Annotated in this window: 13 protein-coding genes; 8 read left to right on the forward strand and 5 right to left on the reverse strand. The window is 40.3% G+C overall.

Going from position 1 to position 18,486, the window contains the following annotated elements; all coding sequences use genetic code 11:
• Nucleotides 1-331: 331 nt before the first annotated feature.
• Nucleotides 332-2,206: a pentapeptide repeat-containing protein gene (locus ACKTT2_RS43675; protein ID WP_407898419.1), complete on the reverse strand. Its 1,875-nt coding sequence runs from the start codon at nt 2,204-2,206 to the stop codon at nt 332-334.
• Between the two features lie 227 nt (nt 2,207-2,433).
• Here ACKTT2_RS43675 and ACKTT2_RS43680 point away from each other — a divergent pair, with 227 nt between their 5' ends.
• From ACKTT2_RS43680 to ACKTT2_RS43690, 3 genes are all read left to right on the forward strand, one after another.
• The gene (locus ACKTT2_RS43680) at nt 2,434-3,219 is read left to right on the forward strand and encodes a hypothetical protein (RefSeq protein ID WP_407898421.1); all 786 of its coding nucleotides are present in this window, start codon (nt 2,434-2,436) and stop codon (nt 3,217-3,219) included.
• A gap of 234 nt (nt 3,220-3,453) precedes the next feature.
• Complete coding sequence (locus tag ACKTT2_RS43685; RefSeq protein ID WP_407898423.1) at nt 3,454-4,074, forward strand: Uma2 family endonuclease; 621 nt, start codon at nt 3,454-3,456, stop codon at nt 4,072-4,074.
• Nucleotides 4,075-4,187: 113 nt separating this feature from the next.
• Nucleotides 4,188-5,546 carry an AAA-like domain-containing protein gene (locus tag ACKTT2_RS43690; RefSeq protein ID WP_407898425.1) on the forward strand — a complete coding sequence of 453 codons (1,359 nt, stop codon included), beginning with the start codon at nt 4,188-4,190 and terminating at the stop codon, nt 5,544-5,546.
• A gap of 24 nt (nt 5,547-5,570) precedes the next feature.
• On the opposite strand, the gene ACKTT2_RS43695 is transcribed toward ACKTT2_RS43690, so the two are convergent.
• From ACKTT2_RS43695 to ACKTT2_RS43705, 3 genes are all read right to left on the reverse strand, one after another.
• Nucleotides 5,571-7,022 carry an AAA-like domain-containing protein gene (locus tag ACKTT2_RS43695; protein WP_407898427.1) on the reverse strand — a complete coding sequence of 484 codons (1,452 nt, stop codon included), beginning with the start codon at nt 7,020-7,022 and terminating at the stop codon, nt 5,571-5,573.
• Nucleotides 7,023-7,372: 350 nt separating this feature from the next.
• A complete protein-coding gene (locus ACKTT2_RS43700; protein ID WP_407898429.1) occupies nt 7,373-10,999 on the reverse strand; it encodes an eIF2A-related protein in 3,627 nt (1,208 codons plus the stop codon).
• Entirely contained in the window at nt 10,983-11,891 is a 909-nt protein-coding gene (locus tag ACKTT2_RS43705) for a Tll0287-like domain-containing protein (RefSeq protein WP_407898431.1), read from the reverse strand. The genes ACKTT2_RS43700 and ACKTT2_RS43705 overlap by 17 nt, the downstream gene beginning before the upstream one ends.
• A 486-nt stretch (nt 11,892-12,377) precedes the next feature.
• On the opposite strand from ACKTT2_RS43705, the gene ACKTT2_RS43710 reads away from it, so the two are divergent.
• From ACKTT2_RS43710 to ACKTT2_RS43725, 4 genes are all read left to right on the forward strand, one after another.
• Nucleotides 12,378-13,904 (forward strand): CHAT domain-containing protein, encoded by a 1,527-nt coding sequence (locus ACKTT2_RS43710; protein WP_407898433.1) that lies wholly within the window; start codon nt 12,378-12,380, stop codon nt 13,902-13,904.
• A 131-nt stretch (nt 13,905-14,035) separates the two neighbouring features.
• The gene (locus tag ACKTT2_RS43715) at nt 14,036-14,392 is read left to right on the forward strand and encodes a hypothetical protein (protein ID WP_407898435.1); all 357 of its coding nucleotides are present in this window, start codon (nt 14,036-14,038) and stop codon (nt 14,390-14,392) included.
• 88 nt (nt 14,393-14,480) lie between these two features.
• Complete coding sequence (locus ACKTT2_RS43720; protein ID WP_407898623.1) at nt 14,481-15,059, forward strand: putative antibiotic biosynthesis monooxygenase; 579 nt, start codon at nt 14,481-14,483, stop codon at nt 15,057-15,059.
• Nucleotides 15,060-15,244: 185 nt separating this feature from the next.
• Nucleotides 15,245-16,114 (forward strand): GNAT family N-acetyltransferase, encoded by an 870-nt coding sequence (locus ACKTT2_RS43725; protein ID WP_407898437.1) that lies wholly within the window; start codon nt 15,245-15,247, stop codon nt 16,112-16,114.
• 25 nt (nt 16,115-16,139) lie between these two features.
• On the opposite strand, the gene ACKTT2_RS43730 is transcribed toward ACKTT2_RS43725, so the two are convergent.
• Nucleotides 16,140-16,910 (reverse strand): S1 family peptidase, encoded by a 771-nt coding sequence (locus ACKTT2_RS43730; protein WP_407898439.1) that lies wholly within the window; start codon nt 16,908-16,910, stop codon nt 16,140-16,142.
• Between the two features lie 342 nt (nt 16,911-17,252).
• Here ACKTT2_RS43730 and ACKTT2_RS43735 point away from each other — a divergent pair, with 342 nt between their 5' ends.
• Nucleotides 17,253-18,422, forward strand: coding sequence for a homocysteine biosynthesis protein (locus ACKTT2_RS43735; RefSeq protein ID WP_407898442.1), 1,170 nt, complete (start codon nt 17,253-17,255; stop codon nt 18,420-18,422).
• Nucleotides 18,423-18,486 lie beyond the last annotated feature (64 nt).

The following is an 18,486-nucleotide window of genomic DNA, read 5'->3' on the forward strand; positions in this document are numbered from 1 at the left end:
TTGGGCTTCGTTAGAGGAATACACGGCAATGGACTCAAATCGTCCTTTCTCGCCTATTTTTGGGGAAATGCTCGATTTGGCAAATAACGAGTACCAGAAGACATTACACGAGGTAGTCTTTACGACTTAGTAACAGCGATCGCGCTCAACAACGGTTACCCGGTCAAAGTTGTCTGCCAGCACCCGCGCTACTAATCATCCAGCAATACTGCCACCAATAACAACAGCGTGCCTACAGTCAGGCTTCTGTGGAACAGCGTCGGTAGCTATTTCTGAGTGCAACATTTAACTTTTCCTTATCAAATAAGTTATTTTCAAACCGTTTCACGGGTTACTCATGAATACTGCCATCTGGCATGATAGCACCAGTAAATTTTGTATCAGTTAGGTTTGCACCAGCGAGATTAGCATCTTTCAAATTAGCTTTTTCTAAATTTGCATTTTTCAGACTTGCACCACGCAAGTCAGCTGACGAAAGGTTTGCCCCACTTAACTTTCCTGAATTGAGATTGGCACCACACAAATTAGCTCCACTCAGATCTGCTCCAGACAAATTTGCCTGTAGTGTTACCCCAGCAAAATTAACTTTATTTAATTTAGCACCACTTAAGTTAGTAGTATTATTTAATTTTGCATTTTTCAGATTCGCTGTACTGAGATCTGCCAAACTTAGATTGGTATTTTCTAAATTGGTGTATATTAGGGTTGCATTACTTAATTTTGCTCCTGTCAAATTTGCAAAACTTAAATTAGCCTGACTTAGGTTAGCTTCTTGTAGAACAGCTTCACTTAAATTAATTTCTTTCAAATTACTTTCTACTAAACTTGCTCCATAAAGATTTGCTGCTGCCAAGTTTGCAGAATTTAAATTGGCTCGACTCAAATCGGCACCCTGTAGGTTTGCTGCTGCCAAGTTTGCATTGTTGAGATTAGCACTTGTCAAGTGAGCATTTTGCAATGATGCACCAGGAGCAATTAAATAAGCTCCAGCTTCAGATGGATAAAAGCCCATGGGAAAAATAGTCGCTTCGTTGTAATATGCATACAGGAAATTAGCGCCTTCAAGACTTGCCCCTTCAAGATTTGCATCCATGAGCTTTGCCTTACTCAGATTAGCATTTCTCAAGTCTGCCCTCATTAACTTTACCTGCTTCAAGTTTGCCTGACTTAAGTTTGCTTCACTAAGGTCTATTGCAGTCAGATCGTTACTCCACAAACTTGTCCCACTTAAATTTACACCACTTAAGTTAGCACCACTTAATAATGTTCCATGTAGATTGGCTTCACAAAGGTTCGCTTTTTTTAATGTTGCCTGACGGAGGTCTGCATACTCTAAGTTTGCCTTATAGAGATTTGCAGTTTCTAAATTCGCTCCACACAGGTTTGTTCTAGAATCAACATATTTTACTCCGCGTTGGTATTTGGTTGTTCCGGATAAGTCTGCTTGACAAAGTTCAACTGCCCTCAAATTTGCATTACTCAAGTTTAATGGTTTCCAGCTAATCCGATTAAGATTTGCACCACTCAGGTTAGCTTTGCTAAAATTAACACCATATCCCAAAGATTTTTCACTAAGATTTACTCCTGCTAAATTCATTTCTGTGAAATCTCGTTTTCCTTCGTTATACTGCCTCCAAAATTCTTCGGTAGTAATAGGTTTTTCCTGGCTATTCTCCTCAACTGCATAAATTTTGTTCAGTAGCCACATTATTCTTTCTAACTTGAATTCTTCATTAGTAAAAACTGTTGTGCTTTGTTGTGGTTGAGCAGCTAAATTAATTTCCTTACTTTGATTACTTTCATCTATATCTGTAATTATAGAAACATCCCCTGTGTTTACTAGATCTGGCTCGCTGTGTTGCTGTTCAAGCTCTTCAACAAAATACTTGCCTACTTCAGCACTATTATTATTGCTAAACTTAGATGGTACTTTGGTATTATCAAAATGACCTAAATCATTACTTGAAGGAGACAACTGGTTCAGGCGCTGTTCTAAATGAACGATCTGTACAGAGAAGTTTGCGATCGCCTCCTGCATACTTTGAATTTCCTGTAATTCAAATTTCTTTTTGAATTCTTGTTTTAGTTCATCAAAATACCGTTTCAGCCAGATAATATTGTCTTTCCAGATATTTTGCTCAGCTTCAAGTTGTTCTACACGAGAAACCAACAATGGCAAATCCTGTTTTGAGTTTGAAATAGTCATAAGTTTATCACTAACTGTAGTATGCCCGGTAATACTAGGTAAAAAAAGGTAGGTGTTTGTACAACCCTATGTTTAATTTGCCCAAAATGACGTCCATAGTAACAGCAGCGCACAATTAAATGAGTTGTACTGCGATGCTCTTAGCCTAGATTTTTGTAGGGTGGGCAATGCCAACAGCTCTAAATACTGTAACCTTAGCGATCGCACACGATTGAAATACAGAGCTTATGGGAATCCAATACGGTAATCTCACTTTACAAGGAGTACATCGGGAAGATCTAATTAACTATCTGTCTAAAGTTAGTCGAGAGGCTTATGTATCTGCGAACGTCAATGGTTTCATAACCATATACGATCGCGCTATCGATGGAGCGGATAGAAAAGATGTAGCTAATTTAACTAAGCTAGATTCAAGAGCTAGAGCGATCGTAAATCAATACCGTTATGGATCGTACTTTACTCTAGTCTGTTTGGCGCATCACTTGTCGAGAATATTTTCCTGTTCCGCTTTGGCTGTTCATGTTTATGATGGTAGCATTTTTTGGTATTACCTTAGTAAAAACGGTGAAATGTTAGATGAGTATACAACTTGTGGAGATGATAACTGGAAACCTGGAAAAGTACTTGATAAATTTCCTGCCCAGTATCAAATCAAAGGAGGAAATTCAAACAAGCTATGCACTGCCTTTGGAAAAGAAATGACGATTGACCAAGTAGAAACTATTCTCCGCAAACCTGATGATATTAGTGATGAAACTTCATTGTTAAATTCACCACGTAATGAGGCTTTACTTAAAGTTGAAAGCTATTCATCACCCATAATTCGACATGAAGCGTTAGCAAGATATTTAGGAATATGTTCTGGTTTTGTTGTGGGCATAAACTATCTTGCAATTGACACTGGAGAATTTCCAGAACTCTGGGAAGACTTTTGTCATTGGGAAGATGATGATGTCCCTAGGATTGAAGAAGTTGAACCACTGCTTATAAAAACAAATTGTTTAACTTTTTAAGTTCAAAATATATTATACAGAAATCTTACCTGATTCGTGAAAATTTGCAACTTCCAGATCCCCGACTTCTTTGAGAAGTCGGGGATCTAACTGTTCAGAAATGATTTAGGATTGTTATAGATAACTAAGCATGAATTGGAACGTAAGGCTCGATGGCTCTCTAAGCGCTAAAATTAAAATAATCCAAATCTCGTTATCATTGCATTAAGTCGCAGTAAATCAAACCCACTAGCAATGTTTGCCCTCATCTCACCCGAAAAAATCCAATTACCTCCAGGGTCGGTAGTGCGCTTACCTGGTACCTGGGAAGAATATCAGAGTTTGTGTGACCAAAGGGGAGATGGCTCGCTCCCCCGCCTCAAGTATCGCAATGGAGAAGTCTTGCTGATGTCACCCTTACCAGTGCATGGACGGGATGCCAATTTAATCGCCGATATTGTGAAAGCACTATTGGATCGCGATGGGTGGGAATATGATGCGTTTACACCTGTGACCATGACTTTGCCCCAAGAGAGTGGGATTGAGCCAGATTATTGTTTCTACATCGACAACTGGATCGCAATATCTGGGAAAAAACGTATCGACTGGCGACAAGACCCGCCTCCCGATTTAGTCATCGAAATTGATGTCACTAGTTATTCCGATGTGAGCGATTATTTGCCCTATAGAGTTCCTGAAGTTTGGCTCCTCAAAAATCAACAGCCATTGATTTACCAGTTGCAAGAAGCTGATTACCAACTCCAAACCCAAAGCCGCTATTTTCCAGACTTTGATTTGCCAAGTGCGATAAGCCGGGTACGGCTTGCGCTTCGCGAACGCCCGATGCATTCAAATTGCCTACGATCGCAACACTAGTGCCGCCATCCGCGATCTTAAACAACGCTTGGACAACCCAATCTTTCCTTAACGCTCGACCAGTGATAAGTATCGTATAAACTATAGTCTTGTAGCGTTTCGCAAAACCACTTATGCCACGCTCGGTCATCCTGCGGAAAGATAAACAACAAAGAGTTCAACAACGTCTGCTTGGGGAGTTTCTTAGTCAGCAGAATTTTGCAGAGCAATTAGAAATCGCAGCATCGACGGTTAGTAATTTTATTAATCACAAACCAGTTGACCGTAAGATTTTTATCCAGATTTGTGAGAGATTGAGTCTAGATTGGCGAGAATATGCAGATTTCCCTAACCAACCAAGCTCTTCTGACAACTTAAACGACAATGTGACATCGGCTGAACCCAGTCAATTCCTATCTAATCAAGTATCTAATCAAACATCTAATATTGGATCTAATCCAGTAAATCTCCCATCTCCCACTTCCCTCGAATATCCAGAGGGACAGATGGAAGTCAGTTCTCCATTTTATATCGATCGCCCACCCATTGAAGCACGCTGTTACGAGGAAATTCGTAAATCTGGTTCTTTGATTCGGATTAAAGCACCCAGACAAATGGGTAAAACTTCATTACTCGCAAGGATACTCGATCGAGCAGAGCAACAGGGAGATGAAACTGTATACTTAAGTTTACAAGTCGCTGCCCAAAAGTGTTTTAGCGATACCGATACATTTCTCAAATGGTTTTGTGCCAGTGTTACCAGAGCTTTAAACTTAACTCTTAAGTTGGAAGAGTACTGGGAATTAACTGAAATCATGGGTGGAAACCTGTGCTGTGTTGATTATTTTGAACGATATCTGCTCCCAGAAATCAACAAACCCGTTACTTTGGGTTTAGATGAAGTTGATCGAGTCTTTGAATACCCAGAAATTTCCAGTGACTTTTTTGGTTTACTGCGGGTACTCCACGAAGAAGGTAAACAGCGTGCTATTTGGAAACAACTGCGGTTAGCGATCGTCCACTCTACGGAAGTTTATGTACCAATCAACTTAAATCAATCGCCTTTTAACGTGGGTTTACCTGTAGAATTACCAGAATTTACTCCAGAGCAAGTACAATATTTAGCACAACTTCACCAACTGAACTGGAGTCATAAAGAAGTTGAGCAATTGATGTTCGTGGTAGGTGGACATCCGTTTCTAGTCCGGCTTGCAATGTATCATATTGCCCGTCAGGATACAACTAGTACTCAACTTTTACAAACTTCTCCCTCGACAACAGGAATATACAGCAACTATTTACGGCGATTAGAGACAATTTTAGAACAACATCCTGAATTAGAAACAGCAATGAAAGAGGTGGTGACAACTACACAACCAACGCAATTAAATAAAAAGACTCGCTCAAAGTTAAATGCGCTGGGGTTAGTAAAAATAGTTGGTGAAGAAGTTGTGCCTAGCTGTGAATTATATCGGCAATATTTCTTTAGATAACTTGAATGACCAGTTACCAACCGCTCACTGCTCCGGACAGTAAATAAGCGTCAAAGCAAGGAGCGCTCCCACAATAGACACTATCAAAAACCCAGAACCTAATCGCATCATTTGCTGAGATTTCTTCAATGTTTCATTTGCTTGGTTTAATTTCTCATTCGCTGCTGCTAATATTTTACTTTTTTCTTCCTGAGTCACTAAAGCTTGCGCTAGTTCAAGGTTTTTTAACTCTTGAGAAGCTGCTAAATACCTTGCATCCCGATCGCTCAAACTTTTTCCTTCCGCCCAATGCAATGCATCCTGCAACGCTTGTCCCCGCAACAGTCGTGACTCATCTTGATAATTGCTATTTACCCACGCTTGAAAACTTTCTGCATAAGGACGCAGTTTTCCTAACTCTTTTTCAACCCACTTTAAATCAAAAACTAACTGATATATTTTATTATAAAGCTTGATGATATTTTCCTCTTTTACTACCAAGCCAATTAAGCGAAACCTCATGTTTTCGATACTATTATCAGCCACTATATACCCCGTTAACAATATTTGCTGATACCATCTTAAAAACCGCCCTGCAATCTGCTCTCCCAAAAGCATCCTATTCCGGATTGTCTTTAAATGCTCCGGTTCGTCATGGGCTTCCCAATTTTTAATAATTTTAGTTCTCACAATCGATTCCAATACTTCCCCATTACTGATTTCCCCATCCCGCAATAACTTACAAACCTTCTGGGTTAAAAAAGGTTGTCCCCCTGTCCAATTCAAAACCTCTTTCATTAAAGCTAAAGGATTTTCCACCACCCCATCAAATCCCTTTGCTAACGGCTCAATTTCACTTTCCTTGAACCCATGAAGTTGAATTGCTCTACCAATATTAAACGGTGTCCGCCTTTTATCCTCGATTAGATCGCCAGGGGTAACCACTCCCACCAACGCAAAAGTCAACCTTTGATATTCGCTGTTCAAATTACGTCTTTCATAGCAACTTCTAATCAACGCGAAAAAATCATCTCTGGGAAAACTTAAGCTAAGAATACTATCAATTTCATCAAGAAATATAACTATCTGATTTTTGATAGATGCTAATAATACATTTTCTATGAATTCTTCCAAGCGTTCTACCGGAGTTATCTCACCCCTTTCTTTCCACCAATTGTGGAGAAAATTCGCTGGATTCCCAAGTTCAAAATTAGTTATCAGCTTATAAACTATTCCTGCATACCATTGTTCCGACTTGATATCGCTACTACCGCGCATGGAAAAATCAAGGGATGTACAAGCATACCCCTCAGCTTTGAGTCGATTCATCGTCCGAACAATCAAACTGGTTTTTCCCATTTGTCGGGAGTTAAAAATATAACAATATTCTCCCGCTTTTAGACTGTGATAAAGGTCTTCGTCGGCTTGTCTAAACACATAAGAGGGCGCATTTTCTCCTAAACTTCCTCCAACTTTATACTCATAATTTTCTGTCATGATTGATTTTCTCCACATAGGAACTACTCAATGCATTACATGATTTAATACCAATTCTCTATGAAGCTGCACATTATTTTTACCCTTGGTAAGGGGAGGTGCCTTTCTGCGGTGAGGTTCTTTCTATGTATCTTCAATATGAAAACGATATAACATACCTTCCCATATCAAAACATGACCGAATGTGAGTTCAAGCATGAGAAATTCGAGTTAATTCGACTTGAGGCTAACTTTACCTGAGTTGATAAATTAGACATCTCCAATAAAGATGTAAGGGCGCAATGCCTTGCGCCCCTCTCAAGACTTTCAGGTCATGCATAATTAATTTTTGGAGATGTCTATTAGTGTTTTTATTGATTGGAACAGAATTCGGAGCGTAACTTATCGCTTGCATCGCGTGTGGCGAGGTAATCCTTGAGATAGTTGCAACCGCGCACTAGTAAATCATCTAAACTCTCAACTCGACGTAGCTGCACAGTAGTAGTATCTACTCTAATAGCAATTAACTTACCATCCGAACTAAACCGGGCGTAGTCGCCCTGATATTCAGCAAGCTGTTGCCAAGTATCCTCAACGGGAGTCCATAAGCGTACAGTGTTGTCACCTGAAGCAGTCGCCATAGTTTTACCATCAGCGCTAAATTCTACGTGGTTGACTGGAGCTTGGCGATCGAGAGTGGCAATAAGCTCACCTTTGAGGTTCCACAGCTTAGCAGTATTATCATCTGAAACAGTCGCCACGGTCTTACCATCAGTGCTAAATTTTACGTCGTTGACCCTACCTTGATGAGTCAGAGTAGCAATTTCTTCACCTTTGAGGTTCCACAGTATGGAGGTGTTGTCCCATGAAGCAGTCGCCACAATCTTACCATCAGCACTAAATTCTACGTGGTTGACTGGAGCTTGGTGATTGAGAGTAGCAATTTCTTCACCTTTGAGGTTCCATAGCTTGGCGGTGAAATCACTTGAAGCAGTCGCCACAGTCTTACCATCAGGACTAAATTTTACGTTGTCGATCCATAAAAGGTGATTGAGAGTAGCAATTTCTTCACCTTTGAAGTTCCACAGCTTGGCGGTGTTGTCCCATGAAGCAGTCGCCACAGTCTTACCATCAGGGCTAAATTCCACGTCGTTGACCGCTTTTTGGTGTTTGAGAGTGGTAATAGGCTCGCCTTTGAGGTTCCACAACTTGGCAGTGTTGTCAGATGACGCAGTTGCTACAGTCTTACCATCAGGGCTAAATTCTACCTTGTTGACTGCTTTTTGGTGATTGAGAGTAGCAATTTTTTCACCATTGAGGTTCCACAGCTTGGCGGTGTTGTCCCATGAAGCAGTCGCCACAGTTTTACCATCAGGGCTAAATTCTACATTGTTGACTGCTTTTTGGCGATCGAGAGTGGCAATTTCCTCACCTTTGAGGTTCCACAGCTTGGCGATCCCGTCATGTGAAGCAGTCGCCACAGTCATACCATCAGGGCTAAATTCCACGTTGTTGAGCAGAGCTTGGTGATTGAGAGTGGCAATTTCCTCACCATTGAGGTTCCACAGTTTGGCGGTTTTGTCCCATGAAGCAGTCGCCACAGTCTTACCATCAGGGCTAAATTCTACGTTGTTGAGCAGAGCTTGGTGTTTGAGAGTGGCAATTTCCTCACCTTTAAGGTTCCACAGCTTGGCGGTGAAGTCACTTGAAGCAGTCGCCACAGTCTTACCATCAGGGCTAAATTCCACATCAGTGACCGCTTTTTGGTGATTGAGAGTGGCAATTTCCTCACCTTTAAGGTTCCACAGCTTGGCGGTGAAGTCACCTGAAGCAGTCGCCACAGTCTTACCATCAGCACTAAATTCCACATCTGCGATCGCTTTTTGGTGATTGAGAGTGGCAATAGGCTCACCTTTGAGGTTCCATAGCTTGGCGGTGTTGTTTAATGAAGCAGTCGCCACAATCTTACCATCAGGGCTAAATTCTACCTTGTTAACCGGAGCTTGGCAATCGAGAGTGGCAATTTCCTCGCCTTTGAGGTTCCACAGCTTGGCAGTATTGTCATATGAAGCAGTCGCCACAATCTTACCATCAGGGCTAAATTCTACGTGGTTAACTTTATTTTGGCGATCGAGAGTGGCAATCGGCTCGCCTTTAAGGTTCCATAGCTTGGCGGTGAAGTCATCTGAAGCAGTCGCCACAGTCTTACCATCAGAACTAAATTGTACGTGGTTGACTCTATTTTGGTGATTGAGAGTGGCAATTAACTCGCCTTTAAGGTTCCACAGCTTGGCAGTTCTTCCAAATGTAGTAGCTACAATTTTACTATCGGGACTAAATTTTACATAACGTCCTGACAATCGATTTTTTTCTCGGATATTCTTCTCTAACGTTGTTTGCAATGCGAATAAGGGAGTGATAGTAGGGTAATCTTTAAGTTGATGAATATTCTTAACTAATTTTTTCAATTCTCTTGCCGATCGCATCGACTCAATTAAATGTTCCAAAGCCATACTTGATTTCGGTAAGCGGAACAATTGCGCTGATGATTTTTCCAATTCTGTGACTATTCTAGCTTCTTGTAGTTGCTCATTGGCAAGACTTACTAGAGTGATTGCAATTATTAAAGATATACCAAAAATTATGTTTCCCAAACGAATCCTATGTTTTGCTTTTTTTTGCGCTTTAGTTAATATCCGACTCTCTTCTTCTTTCACCGCTAAAGCTGCTTCCAGTTCTCTTTTTTCTAACTCCTGAGAAGCTGCTAAATATCTTGAATCCTCATAACTCAAACTCTTCCCATCAGCCCATTGCAAAGCATCTTGTAAAGCTTGTCCGCGCAACAGCCGTGACTCATCGCGATCGTTACTCTCAACCCATGCTTGAAAGTTTTCTGAATATGGACGCAGTTTATCTAATTCTTTTTCTACCCATTTTAAATCAAAAACCGATCTATATATTTTGTTGTACACTTTTAGCTGATTCTGCTGTTTCACCACCAGCCCAATTAGGCGAAATCTCATCTTTTCTAGACTATCATCAGCCCCTATGTACCCCGACTGCAAAATTTGCTGATACCATCCTAAAAACCGTCCCGCAATCTGCTCTGTTAACAGCATCCTATCTCGGATTGTCTTTAAATGCTCTGGTTCATCATGTGCTTCCCAATTTTCGATAATTTGACTTTTAATAACTGACTCTAATCTTTCCCCATTTCCTATTTCTTTCTCCTGCAATAGCTGGCAGACTTTCTGCGTTAAAAATGGCTGTCCTCCTGTCCAAGATAAAATCTCTCGCACTAAAGCTAAAGGATTTTCTACTCTTCCCTCAAATCCCTTGGCTAATGGCGCAATCTCACTTTCAGTAAACCCTTCTAGTTGAATTGCTTTCCCAATATTGAACGGTGTTCGCCTGCGATCGCCAATTAAGTCTCCAGGGGTAGCTACTCCTACTAATGCAAAAGTCAATCGTTTATATTCTGAGTGGAAATTTCGTTTTTCATAGCAGCTTCGGATTAGCGCAAAAAAGTCATCTGTGGGAAAACTTAAGCTAAGAATACTATCTATTTCATCTAGAAAAATAATAATTGGGCTGGCAATAGATACTAATAAAACTGTTTCAATAAATTCTTCCAAACGTTGCACTGGAGTAATATCATCTCTTTCTCGCCACCAATTGCGGAGAAATTCTGATGGGTTACCAAGATGAAAATTAGTGACCAGCTTGTAAACTATCCCAGCATACCACTGTTCTGAGTTAATATTTCGACTCCCTTGTACCGAAAAATCAACAGAAGTACAAGCGAAACCTTCTGCAACTAGTTTTTTTATTGTCCGAACTATCAAGCTGGTTTTCCCCATTTGTCGGCAGTTAAAAATATAACAGAACTCTCCCGCTTTTAAGCTGTGATAAAGATCAGAATCAGCTTTTCTGATAACGTAAGAGGGGGTATTTTCTCCTAAACTTCCTCCGACTTTATAATCATAATTCTCTGTCATGATTGATTACCCTGAGGGTTTTCATTGCCATATTTAAACTCCGCTTCATTCGTTTGAAAGCTTTAGCAAGATTGCCAATTTCATCATTTGTCAGCGGCTCAAAATCAACATCCATATGCCCAATACTAACTTCTTCAGCTACGCGAGTTATACGCTTGAGAGGTACAACAACTTCTCGATTTAAGAAGAAGTTAACTAGAAAGATAACAGCCGCAAACAAAGCAGACACAAGCCCTACTATAATTAAAAAAGATTGATTAACTTTTTTAATAACTCCGCTTGCAGGTAATGACACCATTTGAGCTGCTACAATATCATTTAAATGCCAATTAAATCCACCTGCAGTGCCATAACGTTCAATCATAGTTTTTGGTGCAGCATCAGGCGTACTGTGACAGGCAAGACAAATTTCTTTTGTTACGGCTAGCGGACGAGCAAGGTAAAAAACATCACCACCAGGAAGCGATCGAAATCCAGTTACCTGTTTTAAATTTTTATTTTTTCTAAAACCCTCTACAATTCGAGTTTCAAAACTATCTGCTTTATCTCTAAGATTTGTTGGATTCAGTGTTGCTTCTTTGTAAAAAAAGTCACGATATTCCGCTCTTTTTCGCAAAATTTCAAAAACTTCTCTTGCTGAATATTCCGCTACAGCTTGTGGTAAAAACTTAGTTGTTATGTCATCCATAAGTTCTGGAGTGATTTGAGTAAGTGTATACTCGCGCACGGAAGACATTGTATCGATGAGAGATAAAGCTTTGGCGGTCATTTCATCTTTCGTATTTTGATTTAATACTGTAGCAAGTGTAATTCCACTGAAGCTTACACCTACTATGAGAATCAAAAGTAACAGAATTGTAAATTTTTGTTTTAATTTTAACTTTTTTAGCATAACAAGCGCTCAATTTGAGTTATTACATAGAACTGTAAAATTGTTTTAGCTTTTTAATTGCCATCTAGCAATATTTCTCAAAATAACTCGTACCAAAGTCGTAGGCAAATAAAATAATACTCAAATATGTCATAGGCTATCTCCTATTCCAAGGGTGTTTAATGGAATCGTCGAGTGAACGGCAAACCCTAATGTTACACAACACCAAAACTAATAAAAAGCTCCTTGCTCTTGTTACTTGTTCTTTATTCGGAGCAAGTCTTCTCGCTGCTTGCGATTCCAACATACCAAGTATTAGTAATATCCATCATAACGGCACAGCAGTTAAACAAACAAATCCCAACCCAACAAGGCACAGATAAATTTGTAACGCAGCAAACTAGGAAACGCTATAAAACCCGCTCAAACTTATCCAGTAAGGGATTTTACTTACAGAAGGTACTCTACCATCAGTTCTACTAACAACTCACAATTACCAAACAACAAATGAGTAAGCTAGTTGTCTTTAACCTGGTGCGAGGAGACTTAAATCAAGGATTTCCTGTTGTCACAGTTCAACTTTGGCACGAGCGCAAATTTTTTAAAATAACAGGAAGTCTACCTGCAGTACCAGAACTTTCCGAACTCTACATAAGATGGAAGTTACTCTACGAAGCTGTCCATCAACGTTTGAACAGCAATCAACGTATAAGAGTGCATTCACATGACATAACTCATATTTCTGTAACTGACTTCGACAAGGTGTGTCAACAGCTAAAAACACACATCAATGCTTGGTTGAAATCTGAATCCTTCCAACATATTGAGCGACAGTTACGGACTCTACTTAGTCGAGATGATGAAATTAGAGTTATTATTGAAACGGATCTCGCTTTACTATATCGGTTGCCTTGGCATCTGTGGAACTTTTTTGAGGATTACCCTAAAGCTGAATTAGCTTTGAGCAATCATGAGTATGCATCTCCTCAGGTAGTACAAACATCTTCCACAGTTCAAGTCAATATTTTAGCAATTATCGGGGACAGTTTCGGTATTGATGTTAAGAAGGACTATTCTTTGTTGCAAGGTTTAACAGATGCTCAAACTACGTTACTTATCGAACCTAGCCGAAAAGAACTTGACGAGCAACTGTGGGATCGGGATTGGGATATTCTGTTTTTTGCCGGACATAGCGCTAGTATTGCAGATGGGGAGATAGGGAAAATTTGCATTAATCAAAACGAGAGTTTAACAATTTCCCAATTAAGGAATGCACTTCAGACAGCAATTGCACGCGGTTTAAAACTGGCAATTTTTAACTCCTGTGATGGCATTGGTTTAGCGCAAAATTTGGCTGATTTGAACATTCCCCGAATGATTGTGATGCGGGAAGGGGTGCCAAATTTAGTCGCACAGGAGTTTTTGAAAAACTTTTTCGTCGCTTTTACAAGGAATAAGCCATTTTATCTAGCTGTACGAGAAGCGCGGGAAAGACTTCAGGGGTTGGAGAATGACTTTCCTTGTGCTAGTTGGTTACCAGTGATTTACCAAAATCCTACTTTTGAGTTGCTGAGTTGGCAAGAAATGAAGAATTTTCCCAATCGAGTACCGATTCAACGATGGCGGCTTCTCCAAACAGTACTTCTAAGTGTATTAATGACTACATTGGTAATAGTTCTGCAATTGCTAGTTCCATCAAGATTAGCATATTCTGAAAAATTACCATTTCAAACTGGTGATATTATTTCACTAGAATGTCGTTGTTCGACGATTGCGATAAATGATTCGAGATCGCTGAGAAGAGTATTGAAGCGAGCGCGGGAATTTTTCTCTACAGGCTATTTTCAAAAGGCAGAGAGAATTCGTTTGCGATCTCCCGATGCGTTCAAATTGCATACGAGCGCAACACCAGTGCTACCATTCGCGATCTTAAACAGCGCTTGGGCAATGCAACATTTCCTTAATAACCAAAGTGCTATGGCAATCGCATTCCGACCAATTATCAACTTTTTTGTAATTGTTTGCACTAGTTAATTTATCTTTTGAGAATGCGATACTTCACTGTACTCGCTCCATATTTAGTTTTATAAAAAAAACTCTTCTAAAATTAGGAGAAAAGGATGTCAAACTAGAAAATATAGAGATGTAGAGTTGTGTTAAGGGTTATGCCTCTATTTTTGGTAACTTCATTAATTGATGAAGGAATGTACGAGAACAATTTCCGAGTGGTGGAAGCTCAATCCAAGTTGGAAATCGCCCAACATATGCTTGACCATCCGCAACAATGGGAAAATTACTTTTGCATTGCTTACCCAAGAAATTGGCGAGACCGCACTTTCAATGTTGGTACTCTCATAGATTGTGCCCGAAACCCAGATATGACAGCCGAACGTTTTCTAGAACTTATTGATATGACCGAAGTTGATGGAGATAGTGAATTGCAGTTACGTATTTTTGAAATCGAGGTGCAAATGTTGTCGGAGGTGAACACCGATCCCTTCCAACGTAGAAAGGTTTCTTAGTAGATTAGCTGCGTCACACTCTCTTGTCCTCAAGGCTTGCTCGTTGATAAACTGCTTGCAGCACAGTCACCCGATGGAGACAAATGTGATGTTAGACGAGCCTGTGGCAATCGGTACAGATGAGGAGCATCAAGTAACTGTCATTATCTCGCACCTGATTCGTCCGGGACGCGAGCAGGGATATGAGGAATGGCTGCACGGTATTATTCCTGCTGCCAAGCAGTTTGATGGACACATGGGTGTGAGTATTATTCGACCGCGCGAGCACACTCATCCAGAATACGTTGCGATTCTACGGTTCGATCGCTACACCAACTTGAAAAAATGGATGGAGTCGGACGTGCGACGTGACTGGATTGAGCGATTGCAGCCATTAATTGAGAAACCAGAGGACGTGCAAACCCTGACTGGATTGGAAACTTGGTTCACTCTATCCGAAAAGCCACTCAAGACTCCACCTCCTCGCTACAAAATGGCACTGATTACCTGGCTGGGAGTATTTGTGACCTTGGGGATCGTCAGTCGATTGTTGGCTCCGCTTTTGTCCGGTCTGCCTGTATTGCTCAATCAACTCATTACCACTGGACTGGTTGTAGCACTGCTTACCTATCTGGTAATGCCTCGTTTAACAAAACTATTTCAAAGGTGGCTGTATCCTAAAGTCTGAGACTGTTCATTGCGCTCGCATGACAGCGCAAGCGAAGCTATCGCGCAAGTTTTCTCTTTCTGCATCTTCTACTTTTCCAGTAATTACGTCTACTCCAGAACCTTGATTTAGAGAGGGGGATTGTGATGGTGCGTATAATCTTTGTTATAAACTACTTACTATCTTAAAATGGCTATTTACCAATTATGAAAAGTACAAACTTCACTTTACGAGAGGGAAGAATCGAAGACGCTCATGACTGCGCTTCAATTTTTTACCAAGCTCTTAAGATACTTAATGACCAACATAGTTTACCCACAGAGTTGGGTTCAGTCGAAGCTACAATTGAGTCGTTTTCCTCTATGTTTAAGCGTCAAAATGTTTACTCAGTTGTAGCGGAACTAGACGGACACATTGTAGGTAGCAATTTCCTTCAGTGTAATGGAGCGATTGCGGGAGTCGGACCACTCTCAGTTAGCCCCATGACACAAGGACGTTCAATAGGTAAACATCTCATGCAATACGTTTTAGATTACGCATGGGAGCAAAAGTTTGCAGGTGTCAGGTTAGTGCAAGCTGCCTATAATAGTACTTCATTATCCTTATATGCCAAGCTTGGATTTCACGTGCGAGAACCGCTTACAGTCCTAAAAGGTACGACGCTTCAACTTGAGGTTGAAGCAGGGTATATCGTTCGTACAGGCACCTTAGCAGATATTGATATCTGCAACAAACTCTGTTTTCAAGTTCACGGTCATGTTCGCCACGTCGAATTACTTAATGCAATTGAGCAACAAACGCTTACAGTAGTTGAATATAACAATAACATTACAGGATACACAACCGGACTTAGCTTTGATGGACACGCAGTTGCATACAGCGATCGAGATCTCAAGGCTCTACTGAGCGCCGCAACAGCAATTTCCGGAGCTGGATTTCTGTTGCCAATCCGTAATACTGAGTTATTCCGCTGGTGCTTAGAGAAAGGATTGCAGGTAGTTCGACCAATGACATTGATGAGTATGGGACTGTACAACGAGCCAGTAGGCGCATTTCTGCCTTCAATATTTTATTAAAGGGTAATTTATTTCTTGGTAATTTCTAGGGAAAAACTGCAATGGGAATTTCAGGTAAAGGTAAGATTGCATTTGTTTCACCTCTACCCGTTAATTGCAAAAACGTTTTAATTGGAATTCCCAAACTCCTACCCGTATACACAAACGCGACTTGAGGATTTATCTTTGGAGTCTCATAGTTAAAAATTTCTCCTCTACCGTGAATTCCAATGACCTCACCTCGGTCATTCAATACCGGACCGCCACTCATTCCAGGTAGAGTTGAATTATCATAAACCAAATTATAACCGCTATCAGATACGGGTTGCGATCGCAAAGCATTTGTAATGACTTTTCCAGCCATGAAGTTATAAATTGGACGTTGAATTGTAGGTGTACGCCCAGGAAATCCTGCAACGTAAACTTTGGCATTTCGTTGGATACTATCCGAATTACCAAACTTAGCAACTCTATAATTCGTTGTACTAGTAAACTGTAAAATTGCTAAATCTACTTCAGGCAATTTTTTAACCGTTTTGTAATCAAGCACGTACCTTTTATTATCGGGAGTTACAATCTCATATTTCAGTTTTTGACGTTCGATTACGTGAGCGGTAGTAACAACAGAGTAAACATCACCTTGTTTTTTAATAATGACTCCCGAACCAGAACCTGAATCTCCAGCATCAATCAGTACAGTAATGGCTTGTGCTATTTCATCAATTTCTATTGGAGAGGGTGCTGCAGCAACTTGCGTCTGCACAATAACCATCGATATTCCAATGAGTGTTGCTGACAAGCTAGAATTGAACCCCATAAATTTTAGTTTTCTTGGAAATTAATCTCAGAATTTTTAAATTGATTAAATAATGCAAAAAAACAATAGCTTTAGTTATTATTTTTGTTCAAACTTTCTTCATATCCCCGACTTCTTAAAGAAGTCGGGGATATAATTTTTATAACTTTTCATTGTGCTATCAAACATATCAGTATAAATATTGATTTATCAATCTACTTTAAACAAACCTCAAGTAAAATTAATCATTTTTTTATGATAAAGTAACAAGAAATTGATTACCAATTAACTGGTCACTGGTTACTGGTCACTGGTCACTGGTCACTGATATATTGAAAAGCATCGGAATTACATCTTTTTTATATGCCAACAATTGCGGAAATCAATGACAAAATCAACCGCAAGCAGGCGGTAGTGCTAACCGTCGAGGAATTAAAAGTCAGAGTTCAAGAGATTGGTGTAACAAAAGTTACTAAAGAAGTCGATGTCATCACAACTGGTACTTTTGAGCCGATGGAATCTAGTGGTGCGATTATTAATCTCGGACACACTGACCCACCCATAAAAATTCGTCGTTGCTGGTTAGATAATGTACCCGTCTATTCTGGTTTTGGCGCAGTAGATTTATACTTAGGTGCGAGTTGTGCAGTGGAGGTGATGGACGGCGAAGAAGTCCGGGAACGTGGCGGCGGTCATGTCATCGAAGACTTGATAGCTGGCAAACCTATACACGTTAGAGCGCAAGGACAAGTTACAGATTGTTATCCAAGAGCCACCTTTGAAACAACGATTACTCGCGAAACCATAAATCAATTTTATTTATTTAATCCTCGTAATCTCTATCAAAATTTTATAGTAGGTGTGAATGGAGGCGATCGCCCGTTGTACACTTACCTTGGTCCGCTACAACCCCGTTTAAGCAATGCAGTTTACTCTAACCCTGGTGCTGTTGCTCCTTTACTCAACGATCCAGACTTACAACTCATTGGAATTGGTACGAGAATTTTTCTAGGAGGTGGAATTGGCTACGTTGCTTGGGAAGGAACCCAGCATTTCCCCTTACAAAAGCGATTACCAAATCGAACACCCATCGGTCCGGCTGCAACTTTAGCATTAATTGGTGACGCTAAGCAAATGGATAGCCATTGGGTGAGAGGTTGTTACTTCAAAAGCTACGGTCCATCTTTAATGTTAGGAGTAGGGATACCACTTCCCGTGTTAAATGAAGAAGTCGTCGCCAAATGTGCCATTCAAGACAAAGATCTAGTAGCCCCGGTAGTAGATTTTTCTATTCCTCGACGAGTTCGTCCTACCTTTGGTTTAGTCAGTTATGCCCAACTGAAATCCGGACGCATAACCATTGAAGGTAAAACTGTTCGTGTAGCACCCCTTGCAAGTTTATTTTTCTCCCGGCAAGTTGCTCTAGAGTTAAAAAAATGGATTGAATTAGGCGACTTTACTCTCACAGAACCCGTTGCTCAAATCCCAATGGAGAGGTCTTTTCTCCCCCAAGACCGATGGACGGAGTTTTAGAAATTATGAATTATGAATGCTGAATGATGAATTTTTTTGATTTCATAATTCATAATTCATAATT

Origin of the sequence: Scytonema hankhaensis NUACC26 (assembly GCF_045865695.1) — a bacterium.
Classification (GTDB): domain Bacteria; phylum Cyanobacteriota; class Cyanobacteriia; order Cyanobacteriales; family Nostocaceae; genus Scytonema.